This is a genomic window from Acinetobacter sp. SM34 (assembly GCF_022012365.1).
GTDB lineage: Bacteria > Pseudomonadota > Gammaproteobacteria > Pseudomonadales > Moraxellaceae > Acinetobacter.
In genome coordinates, this window is the sequence record NZ_JAKLTP010000013.1 from 1 (window position 1) to 24,975 (window position 24,975).

The 24,975-nt window shown below is 43.3% G+C and carries 21 protein-coding genes; 12 read left to right on the top strand and 9 right to left on the bottom strand.

Going from position 1 to position 24,975, the window contains the following annotated elements; genetic code table 11:
* The first annotated feature begins 163 nt into the window (after positions 1-163).
* The 6 genes from LZZ98_RS11435 (at position 164) to LZZ98_RS15565 (ending at position 4,667) form a co-directional block, all read left to right on the top strand.
* Complete coding sequence (locus tag LZZ98_RS11435) at positions 164-1,117, top strand: MlaA family lipoprotein (RefSeq protein ID WP_237787955.1); 954 nt, start codon at positions 164-166, stop codon at positions 1,115-1,117.
* A gap of 112 nt (positions 1,118-1,229) precedes the next feature.
* Positions 1,230-2,198, top strand: coding sequence for an RsbU family protein phosphatase GigA (gene gigA, locus LZZ98_RS11440; protein ID WP_237787956.1), 969 nt, complete (start codon positions 1,230-1,232; stop codon positions 2,196-2,198).
* Between the two features lie 113 nt (positions 2,199-2,311).
* Complete coding sequence (gene gigB, locus LZZ98_RS11445; protein ID WP_086175766.1) at positions 2,312-2,830, top strand: anti-anti-sigma factor GigB; 519 nt, start codon at positions 2,312-2,314, stop codon at positions 2,828-2,830.
* 24 nt (positions 2,831-2,854) lie between these two features.
* Entirely contained in the window at positions 2,855-3,679 is an 825-nt protein-coding gene (locus LZZ98_RS11450) for a carbon-nitrogen hydrolase family protein (protein ID WP_237787957.1), read from the top strand.
* 116 nt (positions 3,680-3,795) lie between these two features.
* Positions 3,796-4,221: an organic hydroperoxide resistance protein gene (locus LZZ98_RS11455; protein ID WP_237787958.1), complete on the top strand. Its 426-nt coding sequence runs from the start codon at positions 3,796-3,798 to the stop codon at positions 4,219-4,221.
* A gap of 272 nt (positions 4,222-4,493) precedes the next feature.
* Positions 4,494-4,667 carry a DUF4951 domain-containing protein gene (locus tag LZZ98_RS15565; protein WP_330848225.1) on the top strand — a complete coding sequence of 58 codons (174 nt, stop codon included), beginning with the start codon at positions 4,494-4,496 and terminating at the stop codon, positions 4,665-4,667.
* Here LZZ98_RS15565 and gspE read toward each other — a convergent pair.
* A complete protein-coding gene (gene gspE / locus LZZ98_RS11460; protein ID WP_237787959.1) occupies positions 4,648-6,135 on the bottom strand; it encodes a type II secretion system ATPase GspE in 1,488 nt (495 codons plus the stop codon). The genes LZZ98_RS15565 and gspE overlap by 20 nt on opposite strands.
* A gap of 99 nt (positions 6,136-6,234) precedes the next feature.
* Between gspE and LZZ98_RS11465 the strand changes: the two genes are divergently transcribed.
* Positions 6,235-7,056 (top strand): hypothetical protein, encoded by an 822-nt coding sequence (locus LZZ98_RS11465; RefSeq protein WP_237787960.1) that lies wholly within the window; start codon positions 6,235-6,237, stop codon positions 7,054-7,056.
* 9 nt (positions 7,057-7,065) lie between these two features.
* On the top strand, positions 7,066-7,992 hold the full coding sequence (locus LZZ98_RS11470) for a mechanosensitive ion channel family protein (protein ID WP_237787961.1): 927 nt from the start codon (positions 7,066-7,068) through the stop codon (positions 7,990-7,992).
* 164 nt (positions 7,993-8,156) lie between these two features.
* On the opposite strand, the gene LZZ98_RS11475 is transcribed toward LZZ98_RS11470, so the two are convergent.
* A complete protein-coding gene (locus tag LZZ98_RS11475; RefSeq protein ID WP_237787962.1) occupies positions 8,157-10,889 on the bottom strand; it encodes a DUF2339 domain-containing protein in 2,733 nt (910 codons plus the stop codon).
* A gap of 163 nt (positions 10,890-11,052) precedes the next feature.
* Between LZZ98_RS11475 and polA the strand changes: the two genes are divergently transcribed.
* Positions 11,053-13,818, top strand: coding sequence for a DNA polymerase I (gene polA / locus LZZ98_RS11480; protein WP_237787963.1), 2,766 nt, complete (start codon positions 11,053-11,055; stop codon positions 13,816-13,818).
* Positions 13,819-14,047: 229 nt separating this feature from the next.
* On the opposite strand, the gene LZZ98_RS11485 is transcribed toward polA, so the two are convergent.
* The 5 genes from LZZ98_RS11485 to ppx are packed head-to-tail and all read right to left on the bottom strand — an operon-like array spanning position 14,048 to position 19,185.
* On the bottom strand, positions 14,048-14,617 hold the full coding sequence (locus LZZ98_RS11485) for a YggT family protein (protein ID WP_237787964.1): 570 nt from the start codon (positions 14,615-14,617) through the stop codon (positions 14,048-14,050).
* Positions 14,618-14,644: 27 nt separating this feature from the next.
* A complete protein-coding gene (proC, locus tag LZZ98_RS11490; RefSeq protein ID WP_237787965.1) occupies positions 14,645-15,475 on the bottom strand; it encodes a pyrroline-5-carboxylate reductase in 831 nt (276 codons plus the stop codon).
* A 28-nt stretch (positions 15,476-15,503) separates the two neighbouring features.
* On the bottom strand, positions 15,504-16,853 hold the full coding sequence (gene tilS / locus LZZ98_RS11495) for a tRNA lysidine(34) synthetase TilS (RefSeq protein ID WP_237787966.1): 1,350 nt from the start codon (positions 16,851-16,853) through the stop codon (positions 15,504-15,506).
* Positions 16,790-17,614 (bottom strand): acetyl-CoA carboxylase carboxyltransferase subunit alpha, encoded by an 825-nt coding sequence (locus LZZ98_RS11500; RefSeq protein ID WP_237787967.1) that lies wholly within the window; start codon positions 17,612-17,614, stop codon positions 16,790-16,792. Before LZZ98_RS11500 ends, tilS begins: the two co-directional genes overlap by 64 nt.
* A 50-nt stretch (positions 17,615-17,664) precedes the next feature.
* Positions 17,665-19,185, bottom strand: coding sequence for an exopolyphosphatase (ppx, locus tag LZZ98_RS11505; protein ID WP_237787968.1), 1,521 nt, complete (start codon positions 19,183-19,185; stop codon positions 17,665-17,667).
* Between the two features lie 260 nt (positions 19,186-19,445).
* On the opposite strand from ppx, the gene trxA reads away from it, so the two are divergent.
* From trxA to LZZ98_RS11520, 3 genes are all read left to right on the top strand, one after another.
* On the top strand, positions 19,446-19,772 hold the full coding sequence (gene trxA, locus LZZ98_RS11510) for a thioredoxin (RefSeq protein WP_067721833.1): 327 nt from the start codon (positions 19,446-19,448) through the stop codon (positions 19,770-19,772).
* A 328-nt stretch (positions 19,773-20,100) separates the two neighbouring features.
* The gene (gene rho, locus LZZ98_RS11515; RefSeq protein ID WP_005007569.1) at positions 20,101-21,369 is read left to right on the top strand and encodes a transcription termination factor Rho; all 1,269 of its coding nucleotides are present in this window, start codon (positions 20,101-20,103) and stop codon (positions 21,367-21,369) included.
* A gap of 421 nt (positions 21,370-21,790) precedes the next feature.
* Positions 21,791-22,033, top strand: a complete 243-nt coding sequence (locus LZZ98_RS11520; protein WP_237787969.1) for a hypothetical protein — start codon at positions 21,791-21,793, stop codon at positions 22,031-22,033.
* Positions 22,034-22,202: 169 nt separating this feature from the next.
* Here the strand turns inward: LZZ98_RS11520 and LZZ98_RS11525 are convergent, their stop codons facing one another.
* Complete coding sequence (locus LZZ98_RS11525; RefSeq protein WP_004649746.1) at positions 22,203-22,499, bottom strand: integration host factor subunit alpha; 297 nt, start codon at positions 22,497-22,499, stop codon at positions 22,203-22,205.
* A complete protein-coding gene (gene pheT / locus LZZ98_RS11530) occupies positions 22,496-24,877 on the bottom strand; it encodes a phenylalanine--tRNA ligase subunit beta (RefSeq protein ID WP_237787970.1) in 2,382 nt (793 codons plus the stop codon). The genes LZZ98_RS11525 and pheT overlap by 4 nt, the downstream gene beginning before the upstream one ends.
* Positions 24,878-24,975 lie beyond the last annotated feature (98 nt).

A 24,975-nucleotide genomic window follows, 5' to 3' on the forward strand; every position in this document is an offset into this window, starting at 1 on the left:
TAACTTTTCATATCATCAGGATATTTTTTAGTCGTTTTGGCATTTTTTCCTACATATTTTGATCAAATTTGTTTTAATACGCCTATTCAAAGACCTGTTAATATATTTTATTACGTATTTTTAGCTTTAAGCATCGGCTTACCATAAAGCTCTAGGATTTTTTATGCGTCACTTTCATTATATTTGGGCTAGCTTTTTATCTTTAGGATTAATATCTCCTGTATTTGCACAGGATTCAGTCGATCCTGCTGAGCCTCACGCAACATCGGAGCTAGATTCTACTACAGCGCAAACCTCTCCTACCCACCCTCCCCGTCTTGAAGCTCTCAAAGAATTAAAAAATATTAAAGCCAAAGATTTGAAAGTGGATGCAAGCGCAACTCAACCTGAAAACCAGAAAGATCCTTTACAACCTTTAAATAGACAGATCTTTGCTTTTAATGAGGTATTAGATCGTAACGTTGCCCGCCCTCTTGCGATTCAATATAAGGAAAAAGTCCCTAATGAAGTACGTGGCTCTTATCGCCAGTTTCGTAAAAATCTAGGGGAACCATGGAATGCAGTAAACCAGTTGATTCAAGGCCGTCCACTTCGTGCCGCGGAATCTTTAGGTCGCTTTACCATTAACACTCTAACTACCCTAGGCTTTGCCGACCCTGCTCGTCGTATCGGTTTATATACAGAAGAAGAAAATTTTGGTACCACGCTGGGTTATTACAGTATTCCTTCTGGTCCTTATCTAGTCCTGCCTGTGTTTGGCCCTAGCACTTTCCGTGATACTTTAGGTCTGGTTGTCGATGGTCAAGCCCGTCCCCAAAAGTATATTTTAGAAGATCATGATGAGCTGTACTGGAGTGAGCAAATACTACGCGGTATTGATGCGCGTTCCCAGCTTTTAGACATTGAAGATGTTTTACAAGGTGACAAATATGCTGCAATCCGTGATATTTATTTACAGCGTAAAAGTTTCTCCATTGCTGAAAAGAGAGGTCTAGAACCTGAAACTATGTTCATTGAAGACGATCAGGACAGCAATGAAGATCAAGATCAGCAAAGTAATCCTGATTCATCCAATGATGAAATCCAAGAAGATGACGTAGACACCACAACCAAATAAATCGTATCTATTTAATAGCAATATGATCAGTACAGCATCTTCCTTTGCTGATCATTAGATTGTTATAGTACAACTCTAGATGTTACCCATTTAAGGATCATACAATTTCTTTATGTATTTCATTCAACCGACTCGCAATATTCCTTATTTAGATCAGGTACTCAGTGCACTTCCCGGTGTGCAAATGATTCACATAGATGATATTAATTTATATGATCCGACAATTTTAGCAATTGCTGATGTACAAGACTATCTGACTTACCAATGGTCACTCCCGACCATCGTCCTGGCTTTTGAAAATGAAGGGACGGCATTGGCTCAGGCATGGGAATTGGGTGCTTTAGCCGGCTGGATCTGGAACAAGCTGCCACGTGATCCGGAAGATTCCTTATTAAAAATTGATGCTCAATACAAGCGTAATCAGGATAGTCGTGACCTGCCTTCAGCGGCAGAATTACAAAAACGTTTACTTCCCAACCCCCTAGAATTAATAAATTATAAGGTTGAAACCCTGTTTCAACCTTCTGCCTATCTGTCTGGTGACTGGTACGATTACTGGAAAATCAGCGATAAAGAAATCATGTTTTATCTGGCCGATGTTTCCGGACATGGTGTCACCAGCAGTCTACTGACATCCTGGATGGCGGCTTTTCATGGGCGATCCAAAACACCACGTGAATTAATTAAAAAGCTGAATGGCATGCTGGTTCAGGAAAACATCGAAAAGCACATCACCATGATTGCAGGCGTTCTTAATTTAGAAACCCATCAATTACGCTGGTCCAGTGCCGGACATTATCCACCCGCCATTATCTTTGAACCCAATCAGCCGCCTAAAATTTTAAACACCAGCAGTTTCCCTTTGGGGCTGACTGAAGACCTGGAAGTGGAAGAGTTCGAATGTGTGCTGAATCGACATGCCCGGTTTATTATTTGTTCAGATGGTGCACTGGAACCGTTTGATGGCGGACTAAATGAACAATTTGAAAAATTAGTCTTTCATTTGCAGAATCAATCCTTTCAGGCCCCTGAACATGTGGCAGATGACATTGCTATCTTAAGTTTACGCCGAATGAATTAATCATATAATCAATATGTTAACTTTCAACTAAGTAATATACGACTCTAGGCTACTTGAGTCTATAGTGGCCCTATGTGATAATTTTAGAATCCTTCTCTGCAAATGGCATTTATATGTCAACAGGTCATGTTGAATATGCAAGCTTGAATGGAACGCATATTTTTAAGCTTATTGGCGAAGTGCGTGCCCAATCTTGCATCAGTCTAGACAAACTCCTTAGTAAAATTGAACAGCAATCGAATGTCGTTGGGGCAATTGTAGATTTGACCCAAACCACATTCATTGACAGTACTGTTTTGGGCATTCTGGCCAAGCTTGGTTTAAAGCTGAAACAGACCCATCAAATTCAGGCTGTCATGTTATCTACTAATCCCGATATTAGTACCTTGGCCAATAGCATGGGCTTGGGACAGGTCTTCGTGATTTTAAATTACTGCGGTGATCCGAAAGTATGCACCCGTGAATTAATGGAAGAGCACATTACCCATAACGCCATGTTAACCACTGTTTTAGATGCACATAAAACATTGATGAAACTGAATGAAAGTAACCAAAACATGTTTGAACCTTTGGTGAAACAATTACAAAAAGAACAAGACACCTTAGAACAAGTGTCGCAGCAAAACGCATAAAAATGATGATTTAGAGCTCATACCATGACTTTACTCTCTGTTATACAAATGAATTCCCAGGATGATATTGAAGCCAATTTCATCGTGATCGAGTCATTGATACAACAAAGTAAAGCCGATGGTGCAGAGCTGATTGTTTTCCCGGAAAACTTCATCTGTTTTGCCGGTGGAAAACAACGCGAGACTGCAGCACAGTTTGAAACCCTTCAGCAACGTCTGGAAAAACTGGCCCATCAATATCAGATCTGGATTGTGGCAGGCACACTTCCCTGCCCATTCCGTCCGGATGGCTCCGTCATTACAGATGGTCGTGTACGCACCGTCAGTCTATGTATTAGCCCTGAAGGGACTGAAGCACGTTATGACAAGATTCACCTGTTCGATGTACAAGTGGGTGATGCTGTCGGTGGATATCAAGAATCCCGGTTCTTTGAACCGGGTACCGATGTAGTGGTTGCCAAAACACCATTTGGCAATATTGGGCTGATGGTGTGCTATGACTTGCGTTTTCCTGAACTTGCCTTAACTTTACGTCAGCAAGGTGCAAACATACTGACTGCTCCTGCGGCATTTACCTATACAACTGGACAGATGCATTGGCAATTGCTACTACAGGCGCGTGCGCTGGATAGCCAATGTCAGGTTTTGGGAGCAGCTCAACAAGGCTGGCATGGTGAAAAACGCCAGACTTGGGGTCATGCCGGTGCAAGCAATAGCCGCGGTCAGATTCTAGATATGATTACCCACGAAGGAGCAGGCTTGATTACCGTTCCTTTTGATCTGGCTGAGCAAGAGGCTATTCGTAGCTCCATGCCTTTAATTCAACATCGTAAACTGATCAATTATTAAAATCTCTCATCTTCTACACGAAATTTTTCTTCTATAAAAATTACAAAATCACTGCTTATTCTTTCATCAAAATCCCACACGATAACAGCTCAATTCACTGTACAGGGATCATAACAATGCCTTTAGAAAAAGCGGTCTATACAGCAAAAGCAAAAGCAACTGGCGGACGTGATGGGCGTGCCACTTCATCGGATGGAATTTTAGATGTGAAACTAGCCGTGCCTAAAGAAATGGGCGGTTCTGGTGGCGGCACCAATCCTGAACAACTGTTTGCCGCAGGTTATTCAGCGTGTTTTTTAGGTGCAATGAAATTTGTTGCTAGTCGCGATAAATTGAATATCAGCAAAGATGCCTATATTGAAGGTGAAGTGGGTATTGGCCCTATCCCGACAGGTTTCGGCATTGAAGTGAAATTAAATATTCATTTAGAAGGTATGGATCAGGCCGAAGCACAAAAACTGGTGGATGCCGCACATATTGTCTGTCCTTATTCCAATGCGACACGCAATAATATTAATGTAACGTTGAATGTGATTACGTGATTCAAATACCAATCTATCCTAAAATAAATCGGGTAATTTTAGGATAGAGTCTATTGTTCACCCTCGATTCTCTCATCTACATAAGCTATATCTACAGACCTGATTCAACCAGAAAAGCAGGGTAAATCTCAGGTAAATCTAGCCATTCAGGGTATACTTCAAACCAACTGAAATTTAAAAAATTTTATTAATAAATGCTTTGCTAAAAAAGTTTTAACAGCATCATTAACAGATATAAAAAGCTTAAAATCTAAGATATTTTTACTTTAGAGATGATTCGAACTTGGCAGAAGTTTTATGAAAATGAAACCCAAAGTAATCTGGGTAATCTGACTATCCTATTTCGTGCTCAACTGATAAAAAAATTGCTGAGCTTTACTAAGTTCAGCAATTTATCAAATCATAAACAGAAAACAGAGCTTGGTTTTAGTCCGCCGCTTCATTAGTAACACGCAGCACTTCTTCTAAAGTGGTTTTTCCTGCCAGTACTTTGCGTAAACCATCATCACGAATTGAGCCGGACTGTTTACGTGCATAGCTTTCCAGCTCATATTCAGCCGCATTGCCATGAATCAGACGGCGCATTGGTTCATCCACAGGTACAATTTCATAAATGGCGGTACGACCGATAAAACCGGTATGCGAACAATGATCACAGCCCTTAGGTTGCGGCAACTTCAGTTCAGCACCAACTTCTAAATGACGGAAAATTTCAGTTTCAAAGGCATCTGCTTCATGCCAAGTTGCACAACGTGGACATAAGGTACGAACCAAGCGCTGTGCAATTACTCCGATTAAAGAACTGGCCAGCAAAAACGGTTCAATGCCCATATCTTTTAAACGTGTCACTGCGCCAATTGCAGTATTGGTATGCAGAGTCGAAAGCACCAAGTGACCGGTTAAAGAAGCTTGCACTGCAATCTCGGCTGTTTCCAAATCACGAATCTCACCCACCATCACCACATCAGGATCCTGACGCAGCATGGCTTTTAAAGCACGGGCAAAGGTCATATCTACTTTGCTATTAACTTGAGTCTGCCCAATCCCTTCCAGTTGATACTCAATCGGATCTTCAGCAGTCAAAATATTTTGTGAGCCATCATTTAAATCTGACAAGGCAGCATAAAGTGTGGTGGTTTTACCCGAACCGGTAGGCCCGGTCACCAAAATAATGCCGTGTGGACGATGCACCAAATGAGTCAGTCGCTCATAATCAGCTTGCATCAAACCAAGATGAGTCATATTCAAACGTCCGGCTTGCTTGTCCAGCAAACGCATTACCACACGTTCACCATGCGATGACGGCAAGGTTGAAACACGGACATCCACCTCACGTCCTGCCAACCTTAAAGAGATGCGGCCATCTTGCGGAATACGTTTTTCGGCAATGTCCAGCTTGGCCATAACCTTAATCCGCGAGACCAAAAGTGGTGCCAGTTCACGACGTGGCTGCACAATCTCGCGCAGTTGACCATCAACACGTAACCGTACCGACAATTTTTTTTCAAAAGATTCAATATGAATATCCGAAGCACCGACCCGAATGGCTTCAGACAATAAGGCATTGATCAGTCGCACAATCGGTGCATCATCTTCCTGATCCATCAGGTCTTCAGCTTCCGGCACCGAATCTGCCAGACTGAGTAAATCCGGATGATCTTCCAGACCGGCTGCCACTTGTTGCGATTCACCGGTATCACCGGCAAAACTGGAACTGAGCAGCTGATGAAATTCCTGTTCAGAACACAACTGATGCTGTGCCGGATGGCCTAAATATCGGCGTGCTTCCTGAATAGCCAGCAACGGCGTATTTTCACGGCGCACAATAAAAGCCTGATCACCCTCGTATCGAAGCAACACGCCATGACGCTTGGCAAAACCATAAGGTATTTGTAATTGTTTAAGTATTTGCATCAAAGTTTATAATGATGAATAAATTGATTTGAGTGTACTCTAAGCATCTGGCAGCGTGAAGTCTGTTTTTACTGATTAAGCAATAAAGGAAATGTGCCGTTGTCTAAAAACAATGAATTGATTGAATCAGAACACCCCCATTTGAAATGGTGGGGTGAATATCACTTTGAATTAAATCAGCCCAAAGCCTGGCAATTTGGTTCATTGCTGTTTCGCCTGACCCGTGGTCTGCAAGAATGGCGTCTGGAATATCATCGTCCACAGGTGCAGTATGACTATGAACAAAAATGGCATGAAATTGAAGATCCCAATTTTGCCTTTCCGCAACCGGTGAAAATAGAACGTTACATGTTCAAGTCAACGCAGCATAAAATACAGCTGATGCCGCGTCTGGCTGATCGCTCGGTAGTGATTAAACCGGTCGATCCGATTTATATTCCGGCAGGACAGCGCGGTACGCTGTATATCAGCACCCCGTTATGGATTGCCGGTTTTGTCGAAAGCCAAAAAGACCCGCTGTTTGATATTCCGGTGATTCTGCCCAAAGACACCTGGTTCGGGCCCAATCATCGTCATGGGGAAATTTGCTATGCCACTGCGGTTGATGGCCGTACCGAGTTACATCAGCTAAAACCTCGCGCCTTTCGTGCGGTTACACCGATTGAGTTTCATAATACCAGTCATCAGCAGTTACGCTTTGACCGCATGAATGTACCGGTTTCTGCCCTACCGCTATTTTATAGTGAAAGTACCGGTCGTTTATGGACCTCACAGATTAAGGTACTGCATGAAGGTTTGGATAAACCTCCGCGCATTCGCATTGAAAACCGCACCCCTCCTCATGCGGGTGAAGTGATGTATGTCCATCCACCACGTGAACAGGCAAGTGCATTGTTCAACATGTTTGATTCATTTTTCTAGGGCGGCAATATGGCAGATTCGAATATCCCAAAAGAAATTACCAGCAGCCTCAAAAGTATTTTTACCAATATCAACACAGAACGCCTGACTGAAATTATCGTTGCCATCGTACTGTGTCTTATTGGTTTTTTAATTGCACGTTTTGTCTCCAACACCTTTATCCGCACTGTTGGCTCACGCTTTAATGCCCATCAAAGTCTGGTTTGGCGCCGTGGTATTTTTTATTTCATCTTCCTGATTTTTGTGATGGCGAGCTTAAAAGAAGCCGGTTTTAAACTGAGCGTGTTTTTGGGTGCGGCCGGTATTTTAACTGTGGCGCTGGGTTTTGCTTCACAAACATCTGCTTCCAACCTCATCAGCGGTTTATTCCTCATTGGCGAAGGTTCTTTTGAAATTGGTGACACGGTACAAATGACCTTGATTCGTGGACATACCATTGAAGGTGAAGTGATTTCGATTGATCTGCTTTCGGTGAAACTGCTGACTCAAGACAATGTCTATGTGCGCGTACCGAATGAACAGCTGATTCGTGCACCGGTCTACAACCTGTCCAAATTCCCGATTCGGCGTATTCCAATTACCCTGGCCATCAACTTTCATGAAGATATCATCAAGGTTCGAGAAGTCTTGCTGGATGTTGCCAATAAGTATCCGCTGGTTTTAGCGGATCCGAAGCCGGCGGTGACGGTTACCGCCTTCCGCGAATCATCCATTGAACTGTTATTTGCCATCTGGTGTAACCGTGAAAACTTCCTGAAAGTTCGTGATGAAATGCAGGAACGCATCCGTAACGGTTTTCTGGACAATCAGATTGAAATTCCAGTACCGAAAATGGGCTTTGTCGACCGGCCAGCACCTGCCCAGCCTTTAAGTGATGAAGATATTGACCCGTATGCCAATGCTAAAGAAGTGAAGCGTGAGGAGAGGTTAAAATAATAAAATCCCTCCTAACCTCCCTTTCTTGCACTTCATTTAAAGCGGCGCTTTAAATTTACTCAGGGAGGAAAGTCCCTCTTTTTCAAAGAGGGATTTAGGGAGATTTTATTTATTTGCATCTAAAGAAAAGAAGTTACCTCTCCTTCTCTTGCGCCATATATGGCTCAGGGAGAAGGTCGAGATGAGGGATTCGTATTTTCCCCCTCAGGAATCGGTGCAATATAAGAAATAATCAGCATCACAAAACCTGCGCCTAAAAATGAAATCACCCGGGTTAAGGTGCCGATATGCGACAGGTCGAACAGTACCAATTTCAAGGTCACCATGACCAGAATACTGCCACCCAGAATCCACACTGAACGCAACTGTTTTCGGCTGGCAATACTCATGGTTATAAAAGCCAAACCGACCCAGAGTAAGGTCAGACTCAGTTGAACGGTCGCATTTCCCCATAAAGCCAGTTCATTAAAAGGCGTGCCCAAATATATGTGTAATGCACGCAGCACAATATAACTGCTGAGCCAGAGCAGGCTAAGCACCATCAACACCGCGACAATCCCTTTATCGAGACCGGTTTTAATTTGCAAGGACAACATCCAGATAAAACCCGCCAGCATGGCAATACTGACCAGATCAAAAGGATTAATGATCGGCAAGATATAGCCCTGAAAAGCCTGCTGGGTAAACAGTTGCGAGCAGACAATCCAGATAGCCATCAGCAGCAAACTACTGCGTGCCTGCCAGAATATTTTCCAGTCAGGATTATTCACTTGCCAATAACACCAGGCACAAAAAGCTAAAGGCAAAATCACCACACTGATATAAGGCATGCTCGGTACAAAACTTAAACTGGCCAGCGCCAGACTGGTCAATGTGCCAAAACTCACCCACTCTTTTTCAGTTCGCACACCTAGTAGCGGACGCAGCCACAGCACCGTTAAGATCAAGCCTGATAAAGCAAAGCCAAAGCGGTCAAAAGCCGAATCCCAAACAATCATCCCGTGCTTGCTCTGATCAATCACAATAATCAGGGCAAAAACAAAGACCGGAATCAGCCCCAGCCATTTTGGAAATAGCCAGGTCCAGGTGGCTTTGCAACGCAGTATGACTTCATTCATCAGCAGATATACGCTACTCGCAATCAATAGCGTCATCACCAGTTGATCCGCACTGTCTATTGCATCCAGCAATAAAACCAGCAACATGGTGGTGGCCGAGAGCATTTGCAAACAGTGAAAAGCGATGGTTGAATTACTTAATTGCTGTCTAAAGGATTCCCGACTATTCGCCACCAAGACCACAGCAAAATAACTTAGGCACAATCCCCAGTACATTTCACGTGGAAATTCATTCAGCTCGACCAGGTAATAAAAGCTGGATAAACCGGCCACAATCAGTAAGCCCATGGCAAGATAGCGACTGATCTCCGACTGGCGATACAAGGCATAGAAAAAAATCACCAATCCTTCTACCGCCCAGCCAATCACGCTCCATTGCTCGGTTAAAAGAATAGGCGGAATTAAGGCCAGAAAAATCAGCATTAAACTAAAATAGCTTTGTGAAATCAGCTGTACCGCCTGATTACGTCTAGACAGTTGATACAGGCCTGCATAAACAGCGGCAAAGGCCAAACTGCTACCCGCTTGCCACCACCTTTCTTCAAAATGGATTAAGTAAATAAAAATATAACCAACGATGGGTGCGGCAAAAATCAGGGCAATATCCAATACCGGTTTGAGTTTAAATTGAGCCAGATCTTCTTTGGCCATGAGCTGGCTAAAACGAAAACTCAGCCAGACAAAGATTGCCGTATGCACCCAGACCAATAAGGTTAAAGCATTCTTTTCCTGTTCTTCAGCCTGATAAAATGCATATCCCCCTCCGACAATGATCGTCATTAAAAAGGCGATTTGATTCAGGATTTTCCAAGGACGCAGGGTACTTAACACCACCACAGCCAGATTAATCACCACATAATAAGTCATCAATTCAGTGGCGGTTGCATTACGGACCGGCAAGGTAAAAGGCGCAATATAGGCGATGATCATTGCCATGAGTGCCAGTTCTACCGACTGCTGTTTTAGGCTTAAGATCAAAGTTAGACCCATGATGAGGGCAAAACACAATCCGGCGATGGCTAGCGTCGGGATCACCGCATTGTAATAGGCAAAGAATAGGGTCAAGAACAAGGCTGCTAAACCCAGACCTTCCAAAGCTAGGGCAAAACTGCGATTTTTAGTCTGTAGCCTATAACCCAGTACAGTTACAGCCCCACTCACCCCTGCAACGATGGCCAGTTTCGCAGCAAGACTGAGTTGCCAATGTTCGGTGGCAAAACGTAGCAATAGCACCACCCCAATCACCAGCACCAGGATGGCCACTTTTAAAACCGGATTACCTTGAAAAATCCATTGCTGTAACTGATCCATCAGCCCAGATGCTGGAGATGGCATTTGCGTTGCAGGACGTTGTACAACTGGATTTTGAACAGGCTGAGAAGCTATTGTTTCCGTGGGCTCGGTTTGTACTGAATGAAAACGTGCCTGCACCTGATTTAATAAACCTTCTAAATGGCGTAGCCATCTGAGAAAGAAAAAAATCCAGACGGTAATGCCTAGACCGATAACAAAACCCCAATCCATAACACCGCCAACAATAGCGGTAATAGAAGCCAGATAGAGCGGTACTTTAGAGGTTTCCTGAACAGTCAGATCGGCATTTTCTGCAAGTTGCATTGCCGGTGTCTGGATGGCATCGACATATTGCATCAGGCTCATGGCAAAGGCCAAGCCACAGAGATAGGTCAATAGCTGTGCTTCCAAAAACCAGGCTCCAACACCCACAATAATCAATACCATCAGCCAAATCATCTGGATTTCGCTCTGCTCTTTCCGCATCTTATCTCGATCTCAGTCCCTGTTGATTTGATGATACAACAGCTCTGCCCTTGATTTTTAAGCATTCATCAGATATTCGGTAACATGCAACTTTGATCAGGTGTCTATGTTCAGGTGAAAAATCACGTACAATAAGGCCGATATTTGAATTAGGAATCTTTCAATGCCACCATTTGTTTTGGTCGATGGCTCATATTTTTTATTTCGTGCGTACCATGCACTGCCACCACTAACCACTTCTACGGGTTTACAGACCAACGCAATTCGTGGTGCCATTTCTGCTATTCAAAAATTGATGCGCCGTATCCAGCCTACACATATGGCAGTGATTTTCGATACGCCTGAACCGACGTTCCGTCATGCACTTTCACCAATTTATAAAGGTGACCGTCCGAGCATGCCGGATGAACTGTCGCAACAGATTCCCTATCTTCATAACCTGATTCGTGCTTTGGGCATTCCTTTACACACCCTTCCAGGCGCCGAAGCAGATGACGTCATCGGCACCCTGGCTAAACGTGCAGAAGCTAAAGGTTATCAAGTGCTGATTTCTACCGGCGATAAAGACATGGCTCAATTGGTCACCGACAAAGTGACTTTGGAAGACAGCTTTAAAGACAAGCCGATGGATGTCGATGGCGTGTTTGAGAAATTTGGCGTATGGCCAAACCAGATTATCGACTATTTGACCTTGATGGGCGATGCTTCGGACGGTATCCGTGGCGTACCGGGTGTGGGTGCGAAAACCGCTGCCAAACTGTTAACTGAATACGGTTCCATTGGTGGCATTTTAGAAAATGTCGATAAAATTAAAGGTAAAGTCGGTCAGAGCATTAAAGACAATGTTGAAGGTATTACCCTGGATCATCAGCTGGCCAGTATTGTCTGCGACCTGGAAATGGGTCTTTGTTATGAAGATCTGAAAATTTGCGATCCGAATGTGGAAGAACTGCGCCGACTCTATACCGAGCTTGAATTCCGTAACCAGTTACAGTCACTCGACCACCCCAACAATCCAAACAGTTCAGTTTATAAACAAACCTCTAAAGTGATTGAAAAATCTGCGCACTCAGAAGTCGTAATTGAAACTGAAGATGAGGCAGAGCTGACCAGTGTAGATGATCAACTCGGCAAAGCCACTTATCATACCGTTTTAACTCAGGCTGACTGGGATCAGCTTTTCCAGCGTTTAAGCAGCAGCAAACGTTTTGCCTTTGATACCGAAACAACAAGTCTGGATTATCGTGTGGCGGAAATGGTCGGCTTTTCACTGGCTTTTGATGCCAATGATGCCTATTACATTCCGCTGACCCACGACTATGAAGGTGCACCGGAACAGCTCAACCGTGAAAGCATCCTGGCGCAAATCAAACCGATTTTAGAAAATCCTGCGGTTGATAAAATTGGCCATCATTTAAAATATGATGCCCATATTTTGCAGAATCACGGCATTGAACTGCAAGGCTGGTATTTTGATACCATGCTGGCATCCTATGTTCTCAATTCTGTGGCGACCCGTCATGGCATGGATGATGTTGCTCGTGTGTATCTGAGCCATTTGACCACCACCTTTGAACAGATTGCAGGCAAAGGTGTTAAACAGAAGACCTTTAACCAGATCGAGATTGAAACTGCGGCACATTATGCTGCGGAAGATGCACATGTGACTTATCGTCTATACGAGGTATTGTCGAAAAAGTTACAGGCCATCCCTGAGCTAAACAATATTTTGCATAATATTGAAATGCCGGTAGCCCGTGTGCTGACCATTATGGAAGAAAATGGCATTGAACTGGATCTGAAGTTTTTAGATCAATTGAGTGTGGATTTTTCCAATACCATTCAGAATCTGGAAAACCAGATTACCGAATTGGCAGGTCAGCCGTTTAATGTCAGTTCACCGAAACAGGTCGGTGAAATCCTGTTTGATAAACTGGGGCTCAAAGGCGGCAAGAAAACTTCGACCGGCCAATACAGCACCAGCGAAAGTATTCTGGAAAAAATCGACCACCCGATTACCGATTTAATTCTGCAATACCGTGGTCTGTCCAAACTGAAAAGCACCTATACCGATGGTCTGCAAAAACAGGCCAATAATGACAGTGGTCGTGTGCATACCAGCTATCATCAGGCTCTAACTGCAACCGGACGTTTGTCTTCAACCGATCCTAACCTGCAAAACATTCCTGTGCGTGAAGAAATTGGCCGTCAGATTCGTAAAGCCTTTATAGCGCCTGAAGGTCGGGTTTTACTGGCTGCCGATTATTCACAAATTGAATTGCGTTTAATGGCACATCTTTCCCAGGATGAAGCCTTGGTTGATGCCTTTAAGCATGGTCAGGATGTACATCGCCGTACCGCTGCCGAGGTTCTGGGTATTGCGCTGGAAGATGTGACCAATGACCAGCGTCGTCAAGCTAAAGCTGTAAACTTCGGTTTACTCTATGGCATGTCTGAATTTGGTCTGATTCGTCAATTGGGCTTTACTCGGGAAGAATCACAAAACTATATCAAGCAATATTTCCATCGTTATCCGGGTATTTATGAGTATATGCAACGTACTCGTCAGGTGGCGCTGGAACAAGGTTTTGTGGAAACTATTTTAGGCCGTCGTCTGTATACGCCTGATATTGATGCGCGTAACATGATGGTACGTAAGGGTGCCGAACGTGCTGCCATCAATGCGCCATTGCAAGGAAGTGCAGCCGACATCATTAAACTGGCCATGGTTGAAGTGGATAAAATGTTGCCTAAAGACCAAGCCAAAATGTTACTGCAAGTACACGATGAATTGGTGTTTGAAGTCGATGCAGATATTGCCGATGAACTAGCACCGAAACTGGCTGAAGTGATGCAATCGGTGGTGAAACTTTCAGTACCATTAATTGTAGAAGTCGGTAAAGGCAATAACTGGGATGAGGCGCATTAAAGAAATAGAGATTTCCCTCTCCTTTTAGGAGATGAAGACTCTCGGAAATATATTTCGAGTCTGCAAGGGAGAGGTTAAATTTTATAATAGCCCTCTCTCTTGCGTAGCCGTGCTACTCATCTCCCAGAGGGAGAGGAACTGTCAATATTTTCCATAGCGCGTTTTAACAGACAATAAAAAAGGACTCAATGGAGTCCTTTTTTATTGTCTGGATTTTACTGTCTAAACTTTAAAGCCCAGTCAAAAGCACAATCGCCACTTCATTCATAATAATTTCAGCAATATACAATGCCAGGAATGCTACGATTGGCGACAGGTCAATCATGCCCATATTCGGTAAAATACGGCGGAACGGTGCCAATAATGGTTCTGCCAGTTCCTGAATTACTTCAATATAGGGTGAGCGAGATTGGGTAAACATCACCACCCAGCTTAAAATAATCGTTGCAAAAATTAAGTAACGACAAAAACGGATCAGGTCCTGAATCATGGTGACAAAGGTTAAAATCACCAGATGCACCGGACTGTTCGGCATGGCACCTGAAAGATACATCACCCCAAAAATTTTGAGTAAATATAAAATCACCACCAAGGCCAAGGCTGCCAAATTGACACGACCTTTTGCCACCGTGGGGAAAATACGCCCAAAAACATCGACAATTTTCGTTGCTTTCACCGTAGACATCACTACCGGATTATAAGCGTTCACTGCTGCAAGTTGCATGAGAAAACGGAAGAATACGAGCAAAATCGCTACGTTAATGATAATGCCAAAAATCAGCGCCGAGTTTGCACCCATACTGGAACTTTCCTAAATAAAAACGAGTTATTTGCTACTTTCACTTAGCTCTTGAGCAAGTTCTTGACTGCGCTTTTGGGCTGCAGCCAAAGCGGCCTGAATATTTTGAGAGATTTGCGCACGATCGAATACTTCAAGTGCAGCTTGAGTTGTGCCGTTTGGAGAAGTCACATTTTTACGCAATTCAGCTGGTGAATTTGCACTGGTAATCGCCATTTGTGCAGCACCCAAAGCTGTTTGCAGCGTCAAAGCAGTGGCCACTTTTTCATCCAGACCTAGGTTTTTACCTGCGCGAATCATGCTTTCCATCATATAGAAGAAATATGCCGGACCCGAACCAGACACCGCAGTGACTGCATCAATCTGTTCTTCGGAATTGACCCAAATGGTTAAACCTGTTGCCGCTAAAACCTGGCTGGCAAGTTCACGGTCTTGGGCATTCACAGCATCAGTCGCATATAAACCATGCGCTCCGGTTTGAACCAAAGCCGGTGTATTCGGCATCACCCGGACAATTCGATTTGTATCTAATAAATTGGCAATCGTGGCAATTTCAGCCCCCGCCACAATCGACATCACCAGTTTGCCTTCAAACAAACCTTTAAGCGGTTTTAATACACTCGCCAATACTTGCGGCTTCACTGCGAAAAGTACGATATCGGCATCACGAATGGCTGCAGCATTGTCATCGGTTACGTGTAGATCTTTTTCTGCTAATAAAGCACGTACTTTTTCTACCGGATCTGAAACTGTAATACGAGTTGGAGGCAAACCGCGCGAAATAAGTCCGCCAATCAAGGCTTGCGCCATATTGCCGCCACCAATAAAACTAATATTACAATTTAAAGCTGCACTCATTAATCATACTCGACTTAGAATTTTTTAACTAAGAGATCAAATTTGGTTGCCAACCACCGACTTCACAATATTCAGAGTGAGCTAACCAAAACCCTTTCGGTGTAAAAACACCAAGCATAACATTATCTATGCTTAATATTTGAATTCTATGACGCTGCCAAGGAAAAATTTGTGCTTCCTGAATGGCTTTTTTTAACGGCCAGGCTCCCACCCGCCCATATAAATGGATTTTTTCTCCACCTTGACGCATCACCAGATCCAGTTTTTTACCGAGCAATAATGCTGACAAGCCTATTGCTGCAGTTTCAGGAAAATATTGACCTGAGAGAACGTCAACCTTTTGCCCCAATTCCAGCTGGATTGTTTGTTCTGAAAGATGGCTTGCATTTTTTTCAGCCAGATATTCTTCAGCACTTAAACGGAAAAGTTTTTGCTGATAACGCACATAATAAAACTGGTTCCAGTGCAATGCAGCCTGTGCATCAGATTTGGATTTAATTACTTCTTGCAACAAGCGTTCCACCATCTCAAAGCTGGGGCGATAGGTATCCTGTCCTTTCATCCATACCGATAAAAGCTGTCTTTGCCGTGCTGTGGATAGTTGGGATAATTCTGTTAAATCCAGTTCAGTGGCCGATCCACAAGCAATTAAATCCTGCTGTAGCACATCCAGCAAAATGTCTTCTGCATCCTGCATTAAATAGCTAGTTCGGCTGAGTGCCTGCTGCATTTTCGGATAGCGTTTTTGCAACATAGGCCACAGCTCATGACGACACCAAGCCCGATCATAATGGGTATCTAAATTGGTGGGATCTTCAATATTTTGCACATCAAGCTGTGCCGCCCATTGGCAAATCTGCTCACGCGAAATATCCAGCAGCGGTCGCCAGATGGTGAATTGCTCACGGACATCAAGCTGTTTCATGGCAGCCAAGCCATGCACCCCAGCACCAGAAAGCAGTCGCAAGATTAAGGTTTCCGCCTGATCTTGCTGATGATGGGCCAGAACCAAAATTTCATGGGGCTTTAAATGCTTGGAATAACCCTGATAACGTGCGTTGCGTGCCTGATGTTCCAGGTTCCCCTCTTGCACTTCAACTGCTTCAACAATACAGGGTACATTCAGCACTGCACATTGATCAGACACAAACTGACCCCAATCTGCACTGATACTTTGCAATTGGTGATCAATATAAATGGCACGGATTTTTTTGGGAAATAAATCAGACATTAAATGCAGCAGCAGCATGGAATCCATGCCACCACTACATCCAATCAAGAAAGTGCTCTCTGGAGGAAAGCACTGAATTTGCTTTAAGACGCTAGACCGGAATTGTCGCTGCCAAACTTCATTAAACGCTGGTAACGTGCTTCGCATCTTTCATTCACATCCATCGATTGCAATTCTTCTAAAGCTTGTTGTAACACATCTTTAAGATTTTGCATCACTTGTTCAGGCTGTAAATGTGCACCTTCACCTTCATCCACTACATATTCAACAATACCCATTTTTTTTAGTTTTTCAGCAGTCAATGCCAAGGCTTCACTGGCTTGTTCAGCTTTTTCAGCTGTTTTCCACAAAATGGATGCACAACCTTCAGGAGAAATCACTGAATAAATACTGTGAGATAGCATGATTACACGGTCTGCTACACCAATACCGAGTGCACCGCCTGAACCACCTTCACCAAGTACGGTTGCAATTACCGGAACTTTCAGGCTTGAAAGTTGTGCAAGGCTAGTGGCAATGGCTTCTGCCTGACCGCGTTCTTCCGCACCTACACCTGGATATGCACCCATGGTATCAATGAAAGTAAATACCGGCAGGTTGAAACGTTCAGCCATGTCCAGCAAACGCTGCGATTTACGGTAGCCTTCAGGATTACTCATGCCGAAGTTGTGTTGCAATTTTTCACGAGTGCTGCGACCACGATGTTGCCCCACAATCATCACCGGCTGACCATTAAAACGTGCCAAGCCACCGATCATTGCACCATCATCACCAAATACCCGATCTCCATGTAAAGCATCGAATTCAGTGAAGATTTCACCAACATAATCCAAGAATTGCGGACGTTCTGGGTGACGTGCAATTTGAACCGTTGTCCATGCTTTAGATTGAGCAGCTTTATTTTTCATAGGTCGACCATTATCCCTAAATTAACAATAACTTGTTAACCAATCACTTGTTAATAGATAAATTGTTCCGACTGAATATTCAATTCAATATCCCAATGCTTAAACTGCACCTGTTCATCATGCAAGTCTGCTACAAGCAAAGGCCATTGTTTGGCATCGCCAGAAACGCTGAGTTGCCATTGTTGCTCATTGATGACACTTAATTCAATGGCAGGAAGCATCTCATCGCTACGACTATGATTCAGCAAAACGGCTAATCGTAGCAATAGACATAAGTACACAAGTTTGCTACCACCGACTTTTGAGACATCCACACGGGCATCGCCACGAAGTTTACGACGATGATGAGCGACCAAATGTGACAAATGGTTTTGGTCAATTTGCGAGAAACCCGGAATATCCGAATGCTGCAGCAAATAAGCCCCATGGCGATGGTAACCACTGTGGCTGATGGCCAGACCAATTTCATGCAGACATGCAGCTCGACGCAGTAAGTCACTGTCATCATTGGTTAAATTTAGAGATTTCGCGACACCATTAAACAATTGCTGCGCCGTATTGACTACACGTTCGGCCTGTTTGGCATCGGCGTTATAGCGTCCTACTAAGGCATGCACAGAACGGTCACGAACGTCTTCATGCTGGAAACGCCCTAGCAAGTCATACATGACCCCTTCACGTAGCGCGCCATCTGAATACACCAGTTTATTCAAACCCAGCACTTCAAATACAGCATATAAAATGGCAACGCCTGCTGGCAAAACTGCTCGACGGTCTTCTTTTAAACCATCAAATTCCATTTCAGTAACATGCTTATATTTAAGCAGCTTATCTTTTAGTTTTTCCAGGCCTTCACGGGTGAGCTCTTCTTTTTCATTACTCCAGCCCATATTGACGGTAATTTGACGACAAGCCTTAATGGTTCCGCTGGAACCGACCACGGTATCCCAGCCTGCTGCTTTATAAGTATTGGCAATACCGGATATTTCCTTGCGTGCTGCAGTCACGGCTTTGTCAAAACTTTTCTGGTTGATCTCACCATCCATAAAATAGGCTTTGGTAAAGGCCACACAGCCCATTTGGACAGATTCAGTGTGAATCGGCTCGAAGGCTTCACCAATAATCAGTTCAGTTGATCCACCACCAATATCAATCACCAGGCGACGGCCACTATTGGCCATGGTATGTGATACGCCCAAATAAATCAGACGGGCCTCTTCACGACCGGCAATAATTTCTATCGGTTTGGGTAATATTTCTGCTGCTTTTTGAATGAACTCATGGCCGTTTTTGGCCTGACGCAGAGCATTGGTGGCTACAATACGCAACCGGTTGGGCTGTACAGAACTTAAACGCCCGACAAAGCGTGCCAGACAGGCTAGACCCCGTTGCTGCGCCGCCTCAGTCAAATTTTTATTTTCATCTAAACCAGCGGCCAATTGTACTTTTTCTGACATTGAAGCCACTTTTTTTACTTCGCCATGATCTACACGTGCTATGGCAAGATGGAAACTGTTCGACCCCATATCGATGGCAGCAAGTAACTCTTCATCAATCAAAAAATCAGACATTATTCAAACAAACCTATAAGAATTGTGCTTAGAGTAATTCACATGCATGCAATTTAAAAGCCATTTATCAATTCAACTGAAGCAGTTTTTATTTTTTACCGATGCAATAATTGCTGGATACGATGCTCAATATCGTGAGCATCAATTAGACAAACTTAAGATAATCACGGAAAATTTACATATCCCCCTACATAGTTAAACCAGGCTATGTAATACTTATAGATATAAAACTATCTTAAAATTTTATCTGGAGCATATCCATGTCTGGCAATATCGTAAACACAACTGATGCGAACTTCGAAGCTGACGTTTTACAATCTGACGTACCTGTACTTGTCGATTTCTGGGCAGGCTGGTGTGCGCCATGTAAAGCGATTGCACCTGTACTAGAAGTATTGTCTGCAGAATTTGAAGGCAAAGTAAAAGTTGTTAAAGTTGACGTAACTGCTTGTGAAGCGACTGCAGTAAACTACAATATCCGTAACATTCCTGCACTATTGATGTTTAAAAATGGTGAAGTTGTAGCACAACAAGTCGGTGCTGCACCAAAATCTAAATTGACTGCTTTTATTGAAGAAAACATCTAATTTAAAGCAGAATGATTGAATCTAATACGCTATCTCCAAATAGCGTATTTTTTTCGTCTATAAATTGACAAAAGCTTGATTAGCTCTTATATTGCATGTTCAAGGAATAAAGGATTTTTAATCCGCCATTTTCTTACAAGACACAACACATAAGATCGCCGCTCGGCAACAGAAATTGTTTTTACACTTTTCTCTTCGAAACAATGTATCAGACCTCTGAATTGTTATTGTGCAAATACAATTGCGTTACTTTTATTGCGTGTAAGCGGCTAAATGTTGCTCCCTTTTCTCATCTATATCCCAGAATTTTGATTCTATCTGATCCCCTATGAATTTAACTGAACTCAAGAAAAAACCGATTGGCGAACTCATCAAGATTGCCGAGTTTATGGGCCTAGAAGGAATGGCTCGTAACCGCAAGCAAGACATCATTTTTGCCATCTTAAAACGCCATGCAATGAATGGCGAAGAGATTTTTGGTGATGGTGTTCTGGAAATTCTGTCTGATGGTTTTGGTTTCCTACGCTCTGCAGCAGGTTCTTATCTTGCAGGCCCGGATGACATTTATGTCAGCCCATCGCAAATTCGCCGTTTCAACTTACGCACTGGTGATACCATTACCGGCACAATTCGCCCACCTAAAGAAGGCGAACGCTATTTTGCACTTTTAAAAGTTAATCAAATTAACTACGACACGCCTGAAAACTCACGCAACAAAATCTTGTTTGAAAACTTAACCCCATTGTTCCCGACTGAACAATTGGTGATGGAACTTGGTAACGGTACCACTGAAGATTTGACTGCACGTGTAGTTGACCTAGTGGCTCCGATTGGTAAAGGTCAACGTTCGATAATTGTTGCTCCGCCCAAAGCCGGCAAAACAATGTTGTTACAAAACATCGCGCAATCGATTGTACGTAACAATCCTGAATGTTTCCTCATTGTGCTTCTGATTGATGAACGTCCAGAAGAAGTGACTGAAATGGAACGTACCGTTCGTGGTGAAGTGATTGCCTCAACCTTCGATGAATCCCCTGCTCGTCACGTACAAGTGGCTGAAATGGTGATTGAAAAAGCCAAACGCCTGGTTGAACACAAAAAAGACGTGGTCATTCTGCTTGACTCGATTACCCGTCTGGCACGTGCCTACAACACTGTGATTCCCTCTTCAGGTAAGGTGTTAACCGGTGGTGTGGATGCACATGCGTTAGAGCGTCCAAAACGTTTCTTTGGTGCTGCCCGTAATATTGAAGAAGGTGGTTCACTGACCATTATCTCTACTGCATTGATTGAGACAGGCAGTAAGATGGATGAAGTGATCTATGAAGAATTCAAGGGTACCGGTAACCAGGAAATTACGCTTGATCGTCGTATTGCAGAAAAACGTGTGTTCCCTGCAATGAACATCAAGAAATCCGGTACACGTCGTGAAGAACGTCTCATGAGTGAAGATAACTTACGTAAAGTTTGGATTCTACGTAAGCTGCTGCATACCCAAGATGAATTGGCAGCAATGGAATTCTTGCTAGACCGTATGAAAGAAACCAAAACCAATGATGATTTCTTTGATCAAATGAAGCGTAAAGCGACTAACTAAACTGGTTATTATTCTTTTTTTCTCTAAAAGGCTATCTTTAACGATAGCCTTTTTATTTGGTTGACTTTATTTACATAAAGCTACAATCAACCATTTTCTTTGTAAACTTTATATGCAAGTTAAAAACTCTTAAAAATATTAACTTTAAAAAACCATAATTTTTAGCGAGTTATTTAGTATTTATCCAATATAAACCCTCCTATTGATTGTTATTTTCTGTTAAAAAAATGCTCATTTTTTATCTTTTTTTGCATTTTTTAACGGTGCCCTAGTAGTAATTCAAAATGCGCAGTGATAGCATATTCGCAGACCAGTTAGACTGCCTCTGCATTGTTACTGCCTAACAGATTTTAGGAAGAATAAAAGCACTCAACAGGCTAACATAGGTTTTTTTTAATCTCATATTTTAGAGAGTGATGCCATGTTATTCAAAAAAATCGCTATTGCTGCTGCAGTTGCTACTACTTTAGCTTTCGTTGGTTGTGCTAAAAAAACTGAAGAAGCTCCTGCTGCTGATGCTGCTGCATCTGAAGCTACTGTAGCTGCTTCTGAAGCTGATGCTGCTGCTTCTGCTGCTACTGTTGAAGCTGCTTCTGCTACTGAAGCTGCTGCTTCTGCTGTTGATGCAGCTGCTTCTGAAGCTGCTGCTTCTGCTGCTCAATAATCTTTACGATTATTCAGTAAAAAAAGAGAGCCTTTGGCTCTCTTTTTTTATGACCAAAATAAAGGTCAATCAAAATACTGAATGAAAATATCTAATCTTCAAACAACACTCTTCCTTATCTGTTCAAAATAGAAAACAATCTTAAAAACTCAAAACAAAAAAAAGCAGATCAATCGATCTGCTCATTTCCTACGCGCTGACGGAATTTCTGTCCTGCGCGGAATGTGACTACACGGCGTGCTGAAATTGGAATTTCCTCGCCGGTTTTCGGATTTCGACCTGGACGCTGACGTTTATCACGCAACTCAAAGTTACCGAAACCCGAAAGTTTAACTTGTTCACCTGAGATTAGCGCTTGGCTAATCTCATCAAAGAACAACTCGACCATTTGTTTAGCTTCACGACGGTTTAAACTCGTGAGCTCACTTAAATGATCAGCCATTTCTGCTTTTGTTAGTGCTGTCATGAAGCCCTCAATGTCGCTTGGTAAGTGTTTTCCAACACTTGAAGGATATTATCCATACCTGATTTAATTTCAGCATCTTCCAATGTACGGCTTGGATGCTGCCAGAGAAGGGCAAATGCCAGTGAGCGTTTCCCTTCTTCTACCCCTTGTCCAGTATACACATCGAATAACCAAGTCGAGTCTAACAACTCTCCACCCGTTTGTCCGATAAGTTGCTGAATTTCACTAACATTAATCTTATCACTAATTAAAAGCGCAATATCACGTCGAACCGATGGAAAACGTGATAATTCTGTAAAATTAGATACATAAGTTTGCAAAACAGCCTGTTGATCAAGTTCTGCCACCCAGGTGATCCCCAAATCGAGCTCATCTTCCAAAGATGGATGTAAGCGACCGAGGTAACCAATAGACTTGCCATCAACTAAAATTTCAGCAGATTGTCCAGGATGTAACCAGCTACGCTCTGAACGCACATATTCAACTTTGACACGTCCTGCCGCTAAAATTTCTTCAACCTCACCTTTCAGGTCAAAGAAATCGATTGGCTGTGCTTTGCCATGCCAAGATTCAGCGGTTTTCGCACCGACTGCAATTAATGCCAAAGTCGGAATCTGTTTAAGATCATGAATGCTTTGTGCATCTTGATAATCAAAACGTAAACCGAGTTCAAAGAAACGCACACGGCTTTGCTGACGGTTGATATTGTATTGCACACATGGAATCAAGCTGGATAACAAAGTTGAACGCATTGCAGCCAATTCGCTTGAGATTGGATTGGCCAACATCAATGGATTTACCGCAGGATTCAATTGCTTTTCAAGTTTGGCATCGGCAAAGCTAAAGCTAATTGCTTCCTGATAACCTAAAGTCACCAAGGTTTGACGAAGTTGCGGCAATTCAAACTGATCTTGATATTTAGCAAGTTTCACATCAATTACAGGCAAACTGATCTGGATGTTGTCATAACCGTGAATACGGACAACTTCTTCAATCAAGTCCTGATAAATGGCCATATCATAGCGATGTGATGGAGGAACGACAGTCCACTCACCTTGTGCTTTCACAGTCACCACACAACCTAGGCGTTGTAGTGCATCACTGATAAAGTCACTTTCAACTTTGTAACCGAGCAATTGATCGACTTGAGCCTGATTCAGCTCAATCGCTTCACGTTTTGGTAAAAGCTCAGTTTTTTCTGCAACCGTGATTGGACCAAATTCACCACCTGCAAGATCAGCAATCAGCTGTGATGCACGGTGCATGGCCATCATTGGCAATTCAAAGTCTACGCCACGTTCATAACGCTGTGAGGCATCGGTATGCAAACCATAACGACGTGCACGACCAGCAATGTGCAATGGTGCAAAGAAAGCAGATTCCAGGAAGATTTCCGTGGTTTCATCGCTTACAGCCGAAGATAGGCCACCCATGATACCGGCAATAGCAAGTGCTTTTGTATCATCTGCAATCACCATCACATCTTCAGTCAATTCAACTTCTTGTTCATTGAGCAGTACCAGTTTTTCAGCTGCAGTCGCTTGACGTACATGCACTGAACCCTGAACTTTAGCACCATCAAAAGCATGTAGCGGCTGACCAAGCTCAATGAGCACATAGTTGGTAATATCTACCAAAATGCTGTGCTGACGAATACCTGAACGCGCTAAAGCACGTTCCATCCATTCCGGAGTCGCTGCTTTGGTATTGACGTTCTTGATCACACGACCTAAATAACGTGGGCAACCCTCAGTATCCACAACCACTTTTTTCTCATCAGCAATGGTCGCAGCCACTTCCTTGATTTCGGGTGCAGTTACTTGAAGTTGATTGATTACCCCAATTTCCCGGGCAATACCGCGGATACTGAAACAGTCACCACGGTTTGGCGTGATACTGATATCAATAACGTTGTCATCTAGATCTAAATATTCACGGATGTTGACGCCCACAGGTGCATCTGCAGGAAGTTCTAACAGGCCATCAATCTTGTCTTCTAGATCGATTTCAGACGCGCCGCACAGCATACCTTGTGATTCTATACCACGAAGCTTGCCTTTCTTGATTTTGAAATCGCCCGGCAATACTGCACCAATGGTGGCTACAGGCGCTTTCATGCCTGCACGTACATTCGGTGCACCACAAACAATTTGTAAAGGCTCACCTGAACCAATATTTACTGTAGTCACACGTAAACGGTCTGCGTCGGGATGTTGTTCTACAGTGAGTACTTCACCAACAACCACACCTGTAAATGGTTTTGCCGCTGGCGCCAGTTCATCAACCTCTAAACCCAGCATAGTAAGTTGATCTGATAAAGTTTCGCTATCAACTGTCGGGTTTACCCATGCGCGTAACCAATTTTCGCTAATTTTCATTTCTATAAAAACCTGTAAATCTAATTTCTTGAATTCCTCTCCCTCTCTTTCCTAAGGAGGAAGAACCCCGAGTCATACATGGACAACCCCTCTCCTTT